This is a genomic window from Dyella tabacisoli (assembly GCF_003350925.1).
Taxonomy (GTDB): domain Bacteria; phylum Pseudomonadota; class Gammaproteobacteria; order Xanthomonadales; family Rhodanobacteraceae; genus Dyella_C; species Dyella_C tabacisoli.
The window spans coordinates 92,470-110,228 of the sequence record NZ_KZ857181.1 but is presented as its reverse complement, the minus strand read 5'-3'; the positions used below and the strand labels follow the sequence as shown (position 1 = coordinate 110,228).

At 60.8% G+C, this 17,759-nt stretch carries 5 protein-coding genes; 3 read left to right on the top strand and 2 right to left on the bottom strand.

From position 1 onward, the window contains the following. Positions 1–38: 38 nt before the first annotated feature. Both DVJ77_RS17425 and DVJ77_RS17420 read left to right on the top strand, forming a co-directional pair. Positions 39–4,586 (top strand): non-ribosomal peptide synthetase, encoded by a 4,548-nt coding sequence (locus DVJ77_RS17425; protein ID WP_114846800.1) that lies wholly within the window; start codon positions 39–41, stop codon positions 4,584–4,586. Positions 4,587–4,597: 11 nt separating this feature from the next. Beyond that, positions 4,598–7,999, top strand: coding sequence for a non-ribosomal peptide synthetase (locus tag DVJ77_RS17420; RefSeq protein ID WP_114846799.1), 3,402 nt, complete (start codon positions 4,598–4,600; stop codon positions 7,997–7,999). Between the two features lie 49 nt (positions 8,000–8,048). Here the strand turns inward: DVJ77_RS17420 and DVJ77_RS17415 are convergent, their stop codons facing one another. Then, positions 8,049–9,650: a tryptophan halogenase family protein gene (locus DVJ77_RS17415; protein WP_114846798.1), complete on the bottom strand. Its 1,602-nt coding sequence runs from the start codon at positions 9,648–9,650 to the stop codon at positions 8,049–8,051. A 22-nt stretch (positions 9,651–9,672) separates the two neighbouring features. After that, a complete protein-coding gene (locus tag DVJ77_RS17410) occupies positions 9,673–10,968 on the bottom strand; it encodes a cation:proton antiporter (RefSeq protein ID WP_114846797.1) in 1,296 nt (431 codons plus the stop codon). A gap of 116 nt (positions 10,969–11,084) precedes the next feature. Here DVJ77_RS17410 and DVJ77_RS17405 point away from each other — a divergent pair, with 116 nt between their 5' ends. Then, positions 11,085–17,756 (top strand): non-ribosomal peptide synthetase, encoded by a 6,672-nt coding sequence (locus DVJ77_RS17405; protein ID WP_114846796.1) that lies wholly within the window; start codon positions 11,085–11,087, stop codon positions 17,754–17,756. Positions 17,757–17,759 lie beyond the last annotated feature (3 nt).

The following is a 17,759-nucleotide window of genomic DNA, read 5'->3' as shown; positions in this document are numbered from 1 at the left end:
GGCGCGTCTCGGGCCGCACACAGACACGGACACGACGAATGCATATCGTAGAACTCCTGCGCAAGGCGGACGAACAGGGCGTGCAGATCAGGGTTGCCGGTGACGATATCGTGCTTCGTTACCCGCAGCATGGCATCAGCGACGATCTGCGCAACGAGATCAAAAGGAACAAGCAGGGCATTCTTGAGCAGTTGCTTACCTTTCGCGGCGGGCCGCGTCCCGACCTTGAGGCGCAGCCGCGTCCGGCGGTCTTGCCGCTATCGTTCGCACAGGAGCGGTTGTGGTTTCTTGAGCAGCTTGAGTTGCTGGGGCCGGCGTACAACATGCCCTCCGGGATCAGACTTCACGGAAGCCTGGACGCCGAAGCATTGGAACGCAGCCTGGCCGAGGTAGTCAGCCGGCATGAAATTCTGCGGACGCGCATCGTACAGCGCGGCGATGAGCCCGCGCAGACGATCGATCCGCCGGGAAAAGGACAGTTCGAATACGTCGATCTCACCACGCTTGCATCGGAGCATCGCGAACAAGAGGTTCAACGCCGGGTCCGTGGTCAGGTCGCCGAACGCTTTCGTCTGGACTGCCCGCTCTTCAAGACCGCATTGCTAAAGCTCGGCCCGCTGGAACACGTGATGCTGATGACGATGCACCACATCGTCTCTGACGGCTGGTCGATGGGCGTCTTGATTCAGGAGATCGGTGCGCTTTATGCCGCATTTTCCCAGGGCAAGGCGTCGCCGCTTTCGCCACTGCAGATGCAATACGCGGACTACGCCTTATGGCAACGGCGCTGGCTGCAAGGGGAGGTGCTTGAACGCGAACTGGTCTACTGGCGGCAGAAGCTGGCTGGTATTCCGGCCGCTTTAGACCTTCCGACGGACCGGCCTCGTCCTGCGGTGGCGAGTTTCAAGGGGGCCAGGATTGCCTTGGCGCTTCCTCGGCAATTGTCCGTACAGTTGCAGGCATTGGCACGGCATCAAGGCGCGACGCTTTTCATGGTTCTGTTGGCCGCCTATCAAGTGCTGCTGTCGCGCCTGAGCGGCCAGCGCGACATCGTGGTGGGTTCGCCGATTGCCGGGCGCACCTATCGGAACCTGGAGGGGCTGATCGGTTTCTTTGCCAATACGCTGGCGTTACGCGCGAAGGTCAACCCCGATGCCGGATTCCGCGAGCTGCTGCGTCTCGCTAAAGAGGCCACTCTGGGGGCATACGAGCATCAGGAGTTGCCTTTCGAGAAGCTCGTGGCGGAGATACAGCCGGGGCGCGATACGTCGCGTCAACCTCTGTACCAGGTGGCGATTGCGTTGCAAAACGTGCCGCAGGATCAGGGCGAACTGGCGGGTATCCGCATCAGCAGAGTTTCCCACCAGCACGTCACCGCCAAGTCGGACCTCATGCTGTTCGCCTTCGAGGATGCTAACGGTATCCAGCTAGTTTTCGAGTACGCAACGGATCTGTTCGAGCCGGCGACCATGACGCGTTGGATGGAGTACTTGCAGCGAATACTCCAGGCCGTGGCGAACAACCCCGATTGCCGCGTGGCGGATCTGCCGCTTATGGGCGACGCAGAGCGCGACGATCTCCTGGTTGCGCGAAATGCGACCGAAGCGACATATCGCCGGGACTGCGGGGTCCATCAACTGGTTTCGGAGCAGGCGGCCCGTACTCCCGACGCCGCAGCCGTAGTCGATGCGCTCGGCACGCTCAGCTTCAGCGAGCTCGACTCGCGCGCCAACCAACTGGCGCGGCATTTGAAAACGATGGGCGTCGGGCCGGAGGTCGTCGTCGCCGTCTGCCTGCGCCGTTCGGTGCAGGCGGTCGTGGTTCTTCTCGGCATCCTGAAGGCCGGAGGGGCCTATCTTCCGTTGGACGAACAATTGCCCGCAGCGCGTCTGCAGCAACTGATCCAGGACGCGGGGGTGGGCGTGCTGGTGAGCGAGTCGACATGGCGAGATCAGCTTCCCGCGCACCCGTGCACGCTGCTGGTGGATGATGATGGTTCGCGCAAGATCATCGACGCGCTCCCGGTCGAGGACCTTGCCGTTGCAGTGCATCCCGAAAACGCGGCCTATGTCATTTATACGTCCGGCTCCACCGGTCAGCCGAAAGGGGTGGTGATTCCGCACCGTGCGGTCTGCAACCTCGTCGAGGCTCATCGGCGTGCATTTGCCATAGGCGCCGGCGATCGGCTGTTGCAGTTCACGCGCCTGGGGTTCGATGTGTCCGTGCAGGAGATTCTGGTGAGCCTGAGCAGCGGGGCCGCGTTGCATATATGGGAGGCGACGCCTGCTGCGATAGCCGGAACGGAATTGGCGCGGTTTATCTCCGAGCAAAGCATTACTACGGTCATGCTTCCTTCCTCGCTGTTGCCGCAGCTCCCGGTCGATGGCGTGCGATCCCTGTGCCGGGTATTTGTCGGAGGAGAGGCGTTCGATGCCTCCCTGGCCGAGCAATGGGCCAGCCGCGGGCGCTTTATCAACGAGTACGGAACGACCGAGGCCACCGTATGCTCCACCTATGACGAGTACACGGCCGACGGCCTGCCAGTGTCCATCGGGCGGCCGCTGGCGAACACCCGCGTATACGTCTTGGACGAGGACCTCCAGCCGGTACCCAGCGGAGCGATAGGCGAGCTGTTTATCGGTGGGGAAGGCATCGGACGAGGGTATCTGCAGCGCGCCGGCATGACTGCGGACCGCTTCGTGGCCGAAGCGTATGGACGTCCAGGATCGCGGATGTATCGCACCGGAGATCGGGTGCGGTATCGGACCGACGGAAAACTCGAATTCATCGGCCGAGCGGACTATCAACTGAAAATACGCGGCCATCGCATCGAGCCGGGAGAGATCGAGACAGCTCTGCTCGGAAACCCGCAGGTGAGCCAGGCTGTCGTGGAGGTGCGCGAGGACCGCACGGGCGATAAGCGACTGATAGCCTATGTAGCGACCGCCAACGAAGCGCAACTGCAAGCGGCGGCGCTGAAGAAATACCTGGAGCAGCGGCTACCTCAGTACATGGTGCCCTCGACGTACGTCATCCTGGAACGTCTGCCGCTGACGCAAAACGGTAAGGTCGATCGTCAACGGTTGCCGGTGGCGGACCTGCTCTCGGAGCAGCCGTACGAGGCCCCCGAGGGGGCGCTTGAGCAGGCCTTGGCCGCCATCTGGCAGGAGCTTCTGCAAGTGGAGCGGGTCGGTCGCCACGATAATTTTTTCGATCTGGGCGGGCATTCGATGTTGGTCGTGAAGGCATTGGCCAGAACGAACCAGTTCGTCGAATCGGCCATAACAGCTACGGACCTTTATCGATACCCGACGATACAACTTCTCGCCGTGCGGATCTCGGCAGGCGCAACCCCGGACGAGCCGGTAAGCCTGGCCGAGGAGGCTGTGCTGGATGCCTCGATCGTGCCTGGTATCGGCACGGATGCCGTCGCGCAGAATGCGATTTTGCTGACCGGATGCACCGGCTTCGTCGGGCGTTTCCTGCTGGCCCAGCTACTGCAGGACACGGATGCCAGGATCTACTGTCTGGTCAGGGCGCCGTCGGCGGAGCAGGCGTTTGACCGAGTGCGCGACACCTTGCTGCATTGGGATTTGTGGCAGGACAGTTTCGCGTCTCGCCTGGTCGCTGTTCCCGGCGATATCAGCTTGCCGCGACTTGGCTTGAACGCCGCTGTTTACGAGGCGCTGTGCCAAAACATCGACACACTTTTTCATAACGCTGCCAGCATGAATCACCTTGAAACCTATGCCATGGCGAAGCCAGCCAATGTCGAGGGTGCGAAAGAGGTGCTGAAGTTCGCCGTTACCGGCCGGCAGAAACAGGTCAACTATATTTCTACGCTAGGCGTGTTCGGTGCCGTGCGGGCGGATGGCGAGCGTGCCGTCGACGAAGCCAGTACGGTCGAGCACGAGAAGCATCCGGCCTTGCACGGATACAACGCCAGCAAATGGATTGGAGAGCATCTGGTCATGCAGGCCAGTCAGCGCGGCGTCCCGTGCAACATCTTTCGGCTGGGGCTCGTTTCCGCGGACACTGCACAGGGCCGCTATGACGAGCGGCAGTGGGCTTATCGACTCATCAAGAGCTGCCTGTTGTCGGGCTATGGCTTGCGTGACTTTCGCTACAGCCTTCCGCCGACCCCGGTCGATTATGTTGCGCGCTCGGTCGTGCATCTGGCCAAGCTTCATCGCCGCTCGTTGGGCGTCTTTCATATCTCCTCGTCACAGCAGACGATCGAAGGCGGCCTGTTCGAGAACTGCAACGAGATCACCGGCGCGAATCTGCAATTGATACCGTTCTATGACTGGATGGTCGAGATCCGCAGGCTTCATCAGCAGGGTCGGATGTTTCCGGCGGTGCCCTTGATGCAATTTGCGTTCACCCTGGACAAGGCGTCCTGGGAAGCCCATCGGCGTTCGCGAAAGGCGGCGAACATACGCTTCGATTTCACCCGGACGCATGGCGTACTCGATGCGGCCGGCATCGTCGCGCCGGTGTTCAGCAGAGATCAGCTCAAGGTGGCGCTGGAAGGGATGATCTCCAGAGACTCCGAGCTACGCGCAAACGGTATAGGTTTGCGATAGGAGCGCAGGCGATGAATGTCATGGACTTGCTGAGGGACATGGACGAGCAGGGCGTTCGGATCAGCGTGGTCGATGACGACCTGGTGCTGAGATACGAAGGCCCTCGTCTGAGCCCGGAGCTGCGGGAGCTAGTCAGGTTTCATAAGCCGGCCATTCTCGCCCAACTGCGTGCGCTCCAGGGCAGCGGGGCAGCCCCGCGCCTAACGCGCCAGTCGCGCCCCGCCGTGTTGCCGCTGTCGTTCGCGCAAGAGCGGCTATGGTTTCTGGATCGGCTTGGGTTATCGGGGCCGGCGTACAGCGTGCCCGTTGCGTTCAGTCTTAGCGGCACGCTGGATGTTCCAGCGCTGGAACATAGTTTTGCGGAACTCGTCAGACGCCACGAGAGCCTGCGCACCCGTTTCGAGTCGCAAGCGGGCAGCGCGGTGCAGGTGATCGATCCAGCCGGTGGATTCCACCTCGCCGAACTCGATCTCAGTGACTTGACCAAGGGGGATCGGGAGGCAGCATTGCAGGCGCGGATGCGCGAGCAGGTGCGCGAGCCTTTCGATCTCGAACGCGGTCCGCTGTTCAAAGTCGCGCTGGTCAAAACCGGTGAACGCGAACACGCGCTGCTGCTGAGCCTGCATCACATTATCTGCGACGGCTGGTCGATGGGTGTGCTGGTACGGGAGCTGGGGGCGCTGTATGCGGCTTATTTGCGCCGGTTACCGTCGCCACTGCCCGAGCCGGAGCTTCAATACGCCGACTACGCCTTATGGCAAAGGCAATGGTTGCAGAAAGAGGTCCTCGCGCGGCAACTCGATTACTGGCGACAGCGCCTGGCCGGGATCCCCGCGGCCCTGGTGTTGCCTGCCGACCATCCTCGCCCCGCGATGACGAGCTTCAAAGGCGCCAAATTGGCGTTGACGCTTTCCAAGCCGCTGACCGAGCGTTTGCGGCAGCGGGCGCAAGCCGAGCAGGCGACGCTCTACATGGTGCTGCTGGCTGCATTTCAGTTGCTGTTGTCGAAGCTGACCGGTCAAAGCGACATCGTGGTGGGCTCACCCGTCGCCGGGCGCACGCACCGGCAGATGGAGGGGCTGATCGGTTTTTTTGTGAATACCCTGGTGATGCGTACGCAGGTGCGATCGCAGTCAAGCCTCAAGGAACTATTGGAGCAGGTCAAAGAAGTAACCATGGGTGCGTACGCACATCAGGACCTGCCGTTCGAGAAACTGGTGGCGGAGCTGCAACCCGAACGCGATCTGTCGCGCCATCCGTTGTTCCAGGTGTCGCTCACCTTGCAGAATCTTCCGGCCGCGCGCACCGAGCTGCCCGGCCTGGAGGTCAGCAGCCTGGCCAATGAGCAGCACGTAGCGAAATCCGATCTACTGGTGCATGCTTTTGAAGGCCCGGAGCATGTGCGACTGGTATTCGAATATGCCACGGATCTTTTCGAGGCCGCGACCATCGATCGCTGGATGGGATATTTCGAGCGGGTGCTGACCTTGGTGGCCAGCGATACACCGTGCAAGGTATCGGAGGTTTCGTTGCTGAGCGCGCAGGAGCTGCACAGCCAGCTCGTCGACTGGAATGCGACGGCGACACCCTACCGCAGCGAGCGCCGGATACATGAGTTGATCGCAGAGCAAGCCCGGCGTACGCCCATGGCGGTGGCCGTCGTCGACTCTGAGACCGAGCTCACGTTCGCACAGTTGGAGCATCGCGCCAATCAGCTCGGCAAGCATCTGCAAGACCTTGGCGCGGGCCCGGAAGTGATCGTCGGACTCTTCTTGCCCCGCTCGGCTCAGATGGTCGTCGCGCTGCTTGCGATTCTGAAAGCGGGTTCCGTCTGCCTGCCGCTGGACGACCAGCTACCGCCCGACCGCCTGGCCTATTTGCTGCAGAATTCTGCAGCGCAGGCGATCATCACCGAGGCGGCATTGCGAGTGCTGCTGCCTGCCGAACTCGAATCCCGCATGGTGTATGTGGATGAGGTGCTGGGGCATGCATCGGCCGGTAAATACCCAGCCGCAGCACCCAATGCGAAAGTAGGTCCCGAAAATCTTGCGTACATGATTTACACCTCGGGCTCTACCGGCGAACCCAAGGGCGTGCTGGTATCCCATCGCGGAGTCTGCAACCTGGTCGAGGCACATTGCCGCGCCTTCGACATCCAGCCAGAGGATCGTTTCCTGCAATTCACGCGACTGAGTTTCGATGTCTCTTTACAGGAAATTCTGGTCAGCCTGAGCAGCGGCGCCACGTTGCACATTCTCGACACGGCGCCCTCCGTGGCTATCGGGACGGAGCTGGTTCGTTTCCTTGTCGAGCGACGAATCACCACCGTGATGCTGCCATCGTCGGTATTGCCGTTGTTGCCACTGGGTGGGCTCCCCGCGTTGCGCCGATTGTTTGTGGGCGGCGAAATGTTCGACCCGGCGCTGGCGCGGGAATGGGCGCAAAGCTGTCGCTTCATCAACGAATACGGCACGACCGAAACGACAGTCTGCTCGACTTACGACGAGTATGTCCGCGGTGCCGATAGCGTCACTATCGGCCGCCCGATCGCCAATGTCCGGGTGTATGTATTGGATGGGGATCTGCAGCCGGTACCGATCGGTACGGCGGGCGAGCTGTGCATAGCGGGGGAGGGGCTGGCGAGAGGGTACTTGCATCAGCCTGGGCTGACAGCCCAGCGTTTCGTGGCAGACCCCAACGGAGGGCCGGGTCAGCGCATGTATCGAAGCGGCGACCGGGTGCGCTATCGCCCCGACGGAAAAATCGAATTCGTCGGGCGTAGCGATCATCAGATAAAACTGTACGGGCATCGCATCGAACCAGGAGAAATCGAAGCGGCACTGCTGGAAATTCCGGCGATGGAGCAGGCGGTGGTTGTCCTGCATGGCGAGGGCGAGCACAAATCGCTGGTCGCCTATCTGGTCGGCCGTCACGAGCCGGCTCCCACCGCCGAACAACTGCGGGCGGAGCTGGCAGAGCGTTTGCCGGATTACATGATTCCGGCGGTGTTCGTAAGCCTTCGCTCCATGCCTCTTGGCGCAAGCGGAAAGGTCGATCGCAGCAGGCTTCCGCCACCCACGATCGTTGCCGACATGGTGTATCGGCCGCCACGCACACCCAGGGAGGAAGCGATGGCAACGATCTGGGCCGACGTGCTTGAGCTTGAACGTGTGGGCATCGACGACAACTTCTTTCGGATCGGCGGCCACTCCTTGCTGGCTGCGAGAGTCGTGGCCCGCATGCAGGAAAGTTTGCATGTGGATATCCCGCTGTGGGCGTTTATGAAGGAAGCCACGATCAGAGCTTGCGCGCGATACGCCGAGTCGAACTCGCCTATGAGTTCCGCTGCTCTAGAGCAAGAACTTCCAGAGCAAGGAGTGCTGGAGCAACGGTTCGAGGAAGGCGTTTTGTAACCGGCCATCGCACTGGCGCGATGGCCGGGCCTGCACTTGTGCACTTGATTCAGGCCGAACCGGTACGGGCGGCCTGCATGGGCTTGGCGCCTCCATGCAGCGTCTGCAGATATTCGTGACAACTTGGCAGTTTTGTCTTCAACTCGGCCGTCTGGTGTTGTAGATCGGTGAACGATTGCTGGGCTTTGGAGAGCGAGGCCGGGCTGTAGCGCAACTTCGCCAGAGGCGCTTTCGGCATCCAGCCCATGCCGCTGAAAATGCAGTAATAGCTGCTATTGGTCCAGAAGTTGCGGAACTCGGTTTCGAAGTTCTCGTAATAGGCTCCCGCGTCGCTAAGCGGTGCGGTGACAATGAGCCCGGCTTTATACAGTTCGAGTTTGTGGCGGATCGAGTCCGACAGATGCAGCTCGTTCTTGTTCGCGCGCCAGAACGCAGTGTCGTTGCGCGATGTAGTGAAGTAATGCGCCTGGATAAAATCGCGGCAGTCATCGTACATGCCGGCGATCTCATCGTTGAACGCCGCTATCACCGACGGATTGAAGCTGCGGTCGGGGAAATGCTTGACCAATTGGTAGATGGCCGCGTAGATGAAATAGATCCCGGTGGACTCAAGCGGCTCAAGGAAGCAAGACGACAGGCCGATCGAAACGCAGTTCTTGACCCATGCGTTACGGTTGCGGCCGGTACGGAACCGGATCTGGTTCAATTTCACCTGGTTCGCATCGAGATTCCATAGCTTCAGGAATTCATCGGTTGCCTCGTCCTGCGAAGTGAAGTCGCTGGAATACACATAGCCGGACCCAAACCGGGTCAGCATCGGGATTTTCCAGGTCCAGCCATGTTTCATGGCAATGGACGAGGTATACGGCTCCACGCCGTGGCGCTCATCATCGTGGGGGACAGAAGCGGCCACCGCGCTGTCGCAGAGCAGATGATTCTTCATGTCGATGAACGGCTCGCCAAGCGCTTTGTTGATGAGCAATCCACGGAAACCGGAGCAATCGATAAATAGATCTGCCCCATAGCGGTTTCCCATGCGGGTATGCAGGGCGGCGATGCTGCCGTCGGGCGCCAGCTCCACGTGATCGAGTTCGTCGACGACGTGCTGTACTCCCCAACCCACGGCAAGTTTTTGCAGATAATCGGCGACCAGATGCGCATCGAAATGCCATGCGTAATTGGTTACCCGCGTGCCATCCATCATGCGTGGCGAAAGCTTTGCATCCAGCAGCGGCGCTTCCTTGTAACAAGCGTAGGCTAGCGGCCGGTCGTCCATACGCTCCTGCTGGCGAAGCACCCAGTAGTGCGACAAAGGCACGCTATCGCAATTAGGGATAAGCCCGAACAGGTGATAGAAGTAATCGTCGCCGGCAGATTGCGGCTGCGGTCGCCAATTGACAAAGCGGATGCCCATTTTGAAAGAGGCGTTGCAGTGTCGCATCCACTCTTCTTCGGGTATGCCTAGAAAGTCGAAAAACACTTTCTGCAGGTTAGGAATCGTGGCCTCGCCAACCCCGATTTTGGGGATAGTTGCCGCTTCTATCAGCGTTATGCGCACCTTTGAACCAACCGCACGGGCCAGATAAGAGGCTGTCATCCATCCTGCGGTCCCCCCTCCGAGTATGACTACGTCGCGTATGAGCTCTTCCACAAATGTACCTCCATGATGGGTACTACGATGGCGTTCGACCGGGCTCCGGCTGGGAGGGCAGCGCGGACAGCGCGCTCGCGGAAGCCCCCCGTGCCGGATATCGGAGCAATAAGCGTGTAATCGGCATCGCCAGGCAGGTGCTGAGGACAGCCATCAGCACCACGGCGGAGAAGACGTTTCGCGAAAATATCCCGGCGTCGAGGAGAATCGTCACGACGACGACTTCCATCAGCCCCTTGGTCTGAGTGAGCGCGCCGAGCGCAAAGGCCTGGCACCACGGCTCGCCCGTAAGTCGTGCCGCGACAGCGACGCCGCCCAATTTCCCGAGTACCGCTGCCGCGGTCACCGCAAGAAAGATTCCGGTGAACAAAGGGGAGCTGGTATCGATCAATGTTTTCAGGCCTGTGGACATGAAAAAAAAGGGCATCAGCACGGTGACTGTCAATGGCTCGATTCGCTTCAGCAAAATCTCGCGTGCGCTGTGCGGCATGGCTACGCCAGCTACAAATGCGCCGAGCACGTAGTGCAAGCCACCCCATTCCGAGAGCACCGCCGAGCCCAATGCAAGCACGCATGCCAGGGTTAGCTGCAGGTGCTCCCGCTGTGATTTCTCGGGCGTATGTTTTTCGATAAACTTTATCAGAAGCTTAAACACAGTAAACAATGCCGCCCAATATGGCAATAGCAACAGCAATGCCGTGACCGATGTGGTGTTCGGCTGGTGCACCATGCCGGATAAAGCCAGCAGGGCGCCCAGCATCGCCCATAGCGCCGCATCGTTCACCGCAGCAATCGCGAGCGCCATTTGGCCGATTTTCGTGGTCGTCAGCCGGCTTTCGCGCAGGATCGCGGCCAGTACCGGCAAGGCGGTGACAGCGCAGCAGATGGCGATGCCGGCGGGAAACTGCAGTCCGCTCGCGGCAGGCCCTGGAGCCGCCGCGTAGTTGCGTAGAACCCATATCCCGGTGAGCAGGCCCAAGCCGCCCGGCACCAGCAGGCTGGCAAGGGAAATAGTGCACAACGCGCCGCCGCGTTCACGCAAGGAAGACCACTGCAAGTGCATTCCGCTGGTGAAACCGAACAGCAACAAAGCCATCGAGGCGACGTGCTGGAGCGGTTGCAACGCGTCGGGCCGAAAGAGCGCCTCATATGTCCCTGGTGCAACGCGTCCGAGCAGGGAGGGGCCTAACGCAAGTCCGGTAAGTACCTGTACTACTACAGGTGGTAAATACATACTTAACCGGAAAATATACGTTAGTATAAAAGGGGCCAGAATGATGACGAGTGCCTGCAGCAGGAAGAGTGTGGTCGAAGTCATTCGGGCAGGTACCCGTCGGTGAACGATTTGAAGCGGAAAAGTAGCTCATCGGACGCGGCGGGGCAATCGGAGTAGGGCTCTTGCCGTTTGCATTTGATCGATCGATCGAGAGGGCGATGGCGGTGGACTGTGAAACACATTGCGAAACAGTGGTAAATGCCATCTGGGCGGATGTACTTGAGCGACATGAGCTAGACCCAGAGCAAAGCTTTATCGACATGGGCGGCGACTCCATGGCGGCCATGCGGGTGGTCGCACGCGTGTACGAGGCCCTGGGTGTCGAGGTCTCGGTACGGACCTTGTTCGAAAACCCGACGATGAGGCAATTTTCGGCACGAGTGGCGCATCTGCAGGCCGAACAGCAGACAGATGCCGCAGCCGTTGTCGAACATCGCCCGTATTCTGGCCCGCTACCGTTGTCATTCGCTCAGGAGGGCTTGTTATTCCTCGATCAGGCCGGACTCGCCGGGCAGGCCTATAACGTTCCGCTGGCACTGCGTTTGCGCGGGTCCCTCGATGCGGCGGCGCTGGAGCGCACGTTTACGGCATTGCTGCGACGGCACGAGTCGATGCGGACACACTTCGAGCTGATCGACGGAGCGGCCAGACAGATCGTCGAAGATCCACGGCCGGTGACATTGGAGGTCGTGGACTTTTCCCGCTTGCCGGACCCCGAGGCCGAGACCCAGGCCCGCGCCGTCATGCAGGCACGGGCGCTTGAACCGTTCGACTTGCTGCATGGGCCGTTGCTGCGCGTTACGCTGCTGCGGCTGCGTTCGGACTATCACCTGCTGCTGATAACCACGCATCACATCATTTCGGACGGCTGGTCGTTGCTCAGCGTGCTGGCCAGAGAGCTTGGCGAGATCTATCCGCAGGCACTTGCCGGGCGCAACATAGAGTTGCCTCCGCTGACGCTTCAGTACCGTGATTTTGCCCACTGGCAGCGTCAGTGGCTGCAAGGTGCTGTACTGGTCGAGCAGCGGGACTATTGGAAAAAGCAGCTCGCTGGCGCACCGCCGGTATTGGCGCTTCCCACCGACCGGTCTCGCCCGCCGGTGGCATCGACTCGCGGTGCAGGCGTCTCGTTCTGCGTTCCGAAAGAAATCTGCGACGGTCTGCGAGCCCTGGGACATGGCGAAGATGCCACCTTATTCATGGTGGTGTTGGCGGCCTTCCAGGTCTTGCTGTCCCGATGGAGCGGCCAGACCGATATCGTCGTGGGATCGCCGGCAGCCGGGCGTTCGCGGCGTGAGTTCGAAGAGCTCATCGGCTTCTTCGTCAACAGCCTTATTCTGCGCGCGAACCTGGCGGGCGACCCGACCTTCAAGGAGCTACTGGCCCAGGTCAAGGAGACCGCACTCGACGCTTATGCCCACCAGGATCTTCCCTTCGAGAAGCTGGTTTCGGAGCTGCAGCCCGAGCGAGACCTCTCACGTCAACCGATCGTGCAAGTTTCGTTGTCGTTTCAGAATTTCCCGCGCGAGATTCTGACCCTTCCCGGACTCGACGTCTCCTGGATCGATGACGAACCGATCACTTCGAAGTTCGATTTGTCGCTCTACGTACACGAGACCTTGTCGGAATTGCGCTGTGCCTTCGAGTACGCCAGCGATCTGTTCGATCCCGCCACCATCGAACGCCTCGCGGCAGCATTCCAGCAACTGCTCGCCGCGATCGTCGCCGCGCCGCTATGCCGTGTTTCGCGGTTGCCTTTGTTGAGCGAGTCGGAGCGCGAGACGCAAATCGGCCAGTGGAGCCAGGCGCACACGCCTTATCCCCACGACCGCTGTATTCACGAGTTGATTAGTGCGCAAGCGACCCGTACGCCCCAGGCACCAGCCCTGTCCGATACGCGGGAAGAGCTTAGCTACGCCGACCTCGAACACCGATCCAACCGGCTCGCACACCATCTCCGAAGCCTCGGCGTGGGGCAGGAGGTAGTGGTGGGGCTTTGCATGAGCCGCTCTGCCGATATGGTCATCGCATTGCTGGCGATTCTGAAGGCGGGCGGGGTCTATTTGCCGCTCGATGAGCACCTTCCAGCGGGCCGGATGGCTTATTTATTGGAGGATGCCAGCGTTGCGGTGTTGATTACCGAAGCGCGGCTGGAAGATGTGCTCCCGTCGTATTGGGGACACCTGATCTGTGTGGATGAACCCAGGTTGCAGGCACTTGTCGAAGCCCAGCCCGATACCTCCCCGGAACGCCTGGCGACCCCCGATAACCTGGCATACGTGATCTATACGTCGGGTTCCACCGGCCATCCGAAAGGTGTGCTGGTTGCGCACCGGGGGCTGGTCAATATGCTCGAAGCGCATCGGCGCTCGTTTGATGTGCGGCCGGGCGATCGGGTGTTGCAGTTCACGAGTCTCAGCTTCGACGTTTCCATGCTGGAGATTCTGCTGCCGCTGAGCAGCGGAGCGACGTTGTGCGTACTGGGGACGCCGCCGGCGGCCTTGATCGGCGCTCAGTTGCAGCGAATTCTGCAGGACAAGGCCATCACCATCGCCATGCTGCCCGCATCGCAGTTGGCTTTGCTGCCGAACGAACCGTTCCCGGCTCTGCGCCTGCTGTTTACCGGCGGGGAATCTTTTGATCCCGCACTCGCGGATCGCTGGGCTCGGGGACGGCACTTTATCAACGAATATGGCATTACCGAAACCACGGTGTGCGCCACTTACGACGACCATATCGGCGGAGACGTCGACGGCTGGGACGCATCGATAGGTCAGCCGATAGCCAACGTGCGCGCCTATGTACTCGATGCGCACCTGGAGCCGGTGCCGGCGGGCGTGGTCGGGGAGTTATACGTGGCCGGAGCAGGGCAGGCGCGGGGTTATCTCCGGCGTGCGGGCCTCACTGCCGAGAAATTCCTGGCCGATCCGTATGGGCCGGCCGGAAGCCGGATGTACAGCACGGGAGACCGGGTTCGCTATCGGGCAGACGGAAAGCTGGCATTCGTCGGACGCACGGATCACCAGGTGAAGTTGCGCGGCCATCGCATCGAGCTGGGTGAGATCGAGTCGGCCCTGCTCAAGGACTCTCACGTCGCGCAGGCGGTGGTCGTGCTGCGCGAAGATACGGTAGGAGAGCCGCGCCTGGTCGCCTACATCGTTGCAGAGGCAGGCTGCGAAACCGACCTTCACGAGCTGGGGGCTCAGCTCAGGTCCCGGTTGCCTCAATACATGGTGCCTGCCGTCTTCGTAGCGCTCGATGCCCTGCCTTTGACCAGCAACGGAAAAGTCGATCGCGACAAGCTGCCGCTACCTTCCGGGCGCAATGACGCTACGGCTTACACGGCGCCGGAGACCTCAGCGGAGCAGACGCTCGCCGCTATTTGGAGAGACGTACTCAAAGTCGATCGCGTAGGCATCGAGGATCACTTCTTCGAGTTGGGAGGTGATTCGATTCTGGCCTTGCGCGTTCAGGCCGAAGCGCAGAAGCTCGGGCTGCATTTCTCTCTCGTGGAGCTTTTCGAGAGGCCAAGACTTGGTGCGCTTGCCGAGCTGGCGGCGCGGAACGACTCGACCGCGATCAACATCGCGACCGAGCCCTTCGAGCTGGTCGGTGAAAGCGACCGGCTCAAGGCGCAGCAGGCCGGCTATCTGGATGCCTATCCGCTGTCGAAACTGCAGTTGGGCATGCTGTTTCACAGTGAATGGGAACGTGGCAGCAGGACCTATCACGCCGCCACCAGCCACCGCCTCGATAAACCGCTGGATGCCGACAAATTGCAGGCCGCCATCCAGGCGACAGTCGACCGCCACCCCATACTGCGCACCCACTTCCATCTAAGTGGCTATATGGAGCCGGTGCAATGCGTGCGTGCGCCGACGCCGGTGCCATTTGTCGTCGCCGATTGGAGCCATCTCGATGATTCGCGGCAGAACGCCGCGCTGAGTGACTTTATCGAACACGAAAAGCGCCGCGGCTTCGGCCTGGCGGATGGGCTGCTGGTAAGGTTTTTTGCGCATCGCCTGAATGAGCAAGAGTTTCAGTTGAGCATGAGCTCCCACCACGCGATCCTGGACGGTTGGAGCGACGCGGCCGTACTTACGGAATTGTACGAAGACTATCTCGCGCGTCTTGCGGGCACGCCGGTTGCGGCAAAGCCAGCGCTGCCAGTTACCTTTCGGGACTATATCGCCGCCGAGCGCCGCATGCTGGCAAATGCCGGGCACGAGGCTTACTGGACGCGCATCGTGGACGACTTGCCGCGTTCGAATCTATGGCTGCGAAGCAAAGGTGAGCAGCCGGCTATGGACGATGGCGAGCAGGATGCATCCGAAAATCTGAATGTACGTTTCGACCTGCGGCTCATGCGCGACGTAGCCGACTTTGCCGCAGAGGCCCGTGTGCCGATCAAGAGCGTATTTTTCGCGGCTCATCTGCACGCGCTGCGGGTCTTTACCGGCGTTCAGTCCGTGGCGACTGGACTGGTTACGAATGCACGCCTGGAATCCATGCACGGGGATGAAGTTCCGGGACTTTATCTCAATACCGTTCCGATCCATTTCCGCAGCGGCCAATTACCGCTGCGCGCTTGCTGGCTGGACCTCGCGCGATATGCCCTCACGCTGGAAGAGGAGGTATTGCGCTATCGCTCTTATCCGGTCGTGGAGATATTCCGCCGCCGTTCCGGGAGGGATACGTTGGAGGTGATGTTCGACTACATCAACTTCCATGTGTACGAATCGCTGGCCGATCGGTTGCACGTCAAGGAATGGAAGCCGGTTCCGCAGACCAACTTTCCGCTGGTGGTCTGCGTGCGCACGGACTCCCATGTAGGCCACGGCGAGCTGGCGGTGACTTTCCATGTCAAGCGGATCGACTCGGAGCGGGTCAACAAGCTCATGGAGATTTATCTGCTCACGCTTGAGCAGATGACGCAGCGGCCACAAGAGACGTACAGGGAATGCATCATGCTGCCGCAGGCCGACAGGCTTGCTTTGCGCAAATGGAATGAAACCACCGCCGGGTTCCCGTCCGACACATGCCTTACCGACCTCATCGCGAAGCAGGCCGCGAACGCGGCCGACGCTATCGCGTTGTCGTCGCCATGGGGCGAGCTGAGTTATGCCGAGCTGGACGCGCGCGCGAATCAATTAGCCCATTACTTGCGCGGGCTTGGGGTAGGGCCCGATGTCATCGTCGGCTTGTGCGTCGATCGCTCGTTCGAAATAGTCATCGGTTTGCTGGGCATTCTCAAGGCAGGTGGCGCCTACTTGCCGCTCGACCCGGAATACCCCGAAGACCGCCTGGCGTTGATGATGGAGGAGACACGGGTTCCGGTGTTGGTCACCCGGCGGGAGCTGGCCGATGCTTTGCCCGCCCATTGGGCACGCGTGGTCAATCTCGATGACGATCGGGACGCTATGGCAGAGCAACCTGTCACGGCGCCTGCCGGAAGCGCACGCCCGGACCATCTCGCCTACGTCATCTATACCTCCGGCTCCACCGGTAAACCCAAGGGCGTGCTGGTCCAGCATGCGGGTTTGTGCAACCTCGTCCATGCGCAAGCGACGGACTTCGGATTCCGCAGGGGCGACCGCGTCCTGCAGTTTGCCAGTCTGAATTTCGATGCTTCGATCTGGGAAATCGCGACCACGCTATCGTCCGGCGCGACCTTGCATCTGACTTCTCCCGGACGCATCGCGGCTGGTCCCGAACTTGAGCGAACCCTGCGGGAGTACAAGATCACCGTGCTGATGGTGTCGCCATCGGCGCTGCATACGCTCGGTGATCCCAGTGCGCTGGATCTGCCGCATTTGCGCATGGTTATCATCGGCGGCGAAGCCTGTCCGCCCGAGCTGGCTCGGGCATGGGCATCCCGCTTCCGACTGATTAATGCCTACGGACCCACCGAAGCCACGGTATGCGCAAGCTATGGAGATCTCGTCGCGGGAGATTCGCGGATACATCTCGGGCACGCCGTTGCCAATACTCGTTTGTATGTGTTGGCGGAAGATCTCAGCCAGACTCCGGTCGGGACGGTAGGCGAGCTACATATCGGCGGTGCAGGGATCGCCCGAGGGTACTTGGGGCGCCCGGGCTTAACAGCGGATCGCTTTATCGCCGACCCCTTCTCTACAACGGGCGGCCGCCTCTATCAAACCGGCGATCTGGTTCGCTATTTGCCTGACGGCAACTTGGAGTTCGTCGGACGCGTCGATCAACAGGTCAAGCTACGCGGCTTCAGGATCGAACTCGGCGAGATCGAGTCGGCGTTGCTGGAATACCCGGAGGTCAGGCAGGCAGCCGTGATGTTGCATGGCGACGGAGGCGAGCGCAGTCTCGTGGCCTATTTGGCGTGCGCATCGGAATCGCCCCCAAGCGTGAATTCGCTGCGTATGTATCTGAAGCAGACATTGCCTGATTACATGGTTCCGGCGACTTTCGTCCATATGCCGCAGCTACCGCTCAATGTTCACGGAAAAATCGACAGGGCTGCGTTGCTGCGGTCGGACGCTCATGTGCAGGTCGAGGACTACGTCGCGCCCCGGAGCGAGATAGAAATCAGCCTTGCGGAAATCTGGTCGAGCGTACTGGAGGTTGAGCGCGTCGGCATACACGACAACTTCTTCACGCTGGGCGGTCATTCATTGGTGGCGACGCGCGTAGTCGCCTGGATACGAGAGGCGCTGGATGTAGACATCCCCCTTAAAGCCCTGTTCGATGCGCCCAGCCTGGAAGCGCTGGCCGAACGCATTGCCAACGAGCGCTGGCTTGTGGAGCAGGTCGCCCGACCCGCCGCCGCCATCGGCACTCATCAGCCTGGTGCATAAAGG

What these genes read in the sequence shown, in the direction of transcription:
- DVJ77_RS17405 (WP_114846796.1), top strand. Translation starts at nt 11,085, where the DNA reads ATGGCGGTGGACTGTGAAACACATTGCGAAACAGTGGTAAATGCCATC.
- DVJ77_RS17420 (WP_114846799.1), top strand. Translation starts at nt 4,598, where the DNA reads ATGAATGTCATGGACTTGCTGAGGGACATGGACGAGCAGGGCGTTCGG.
- DVJ77_RS17410 (WP_114846797.1), bottom strand. Translation starts at nt 10,968, where the DNA reads ATGACTTCGACCACACTCTTCCTGCTGCAGGCACTCGTCATCATTCTG.
- DVJ77_RS17425 (WP_114846800.1), top strand. Translation starts at nt 39, where the DNA reads ATGCATATCGTAGAACTCCTGCGCAAGGCGGACGAACAGGGCGTGCAG.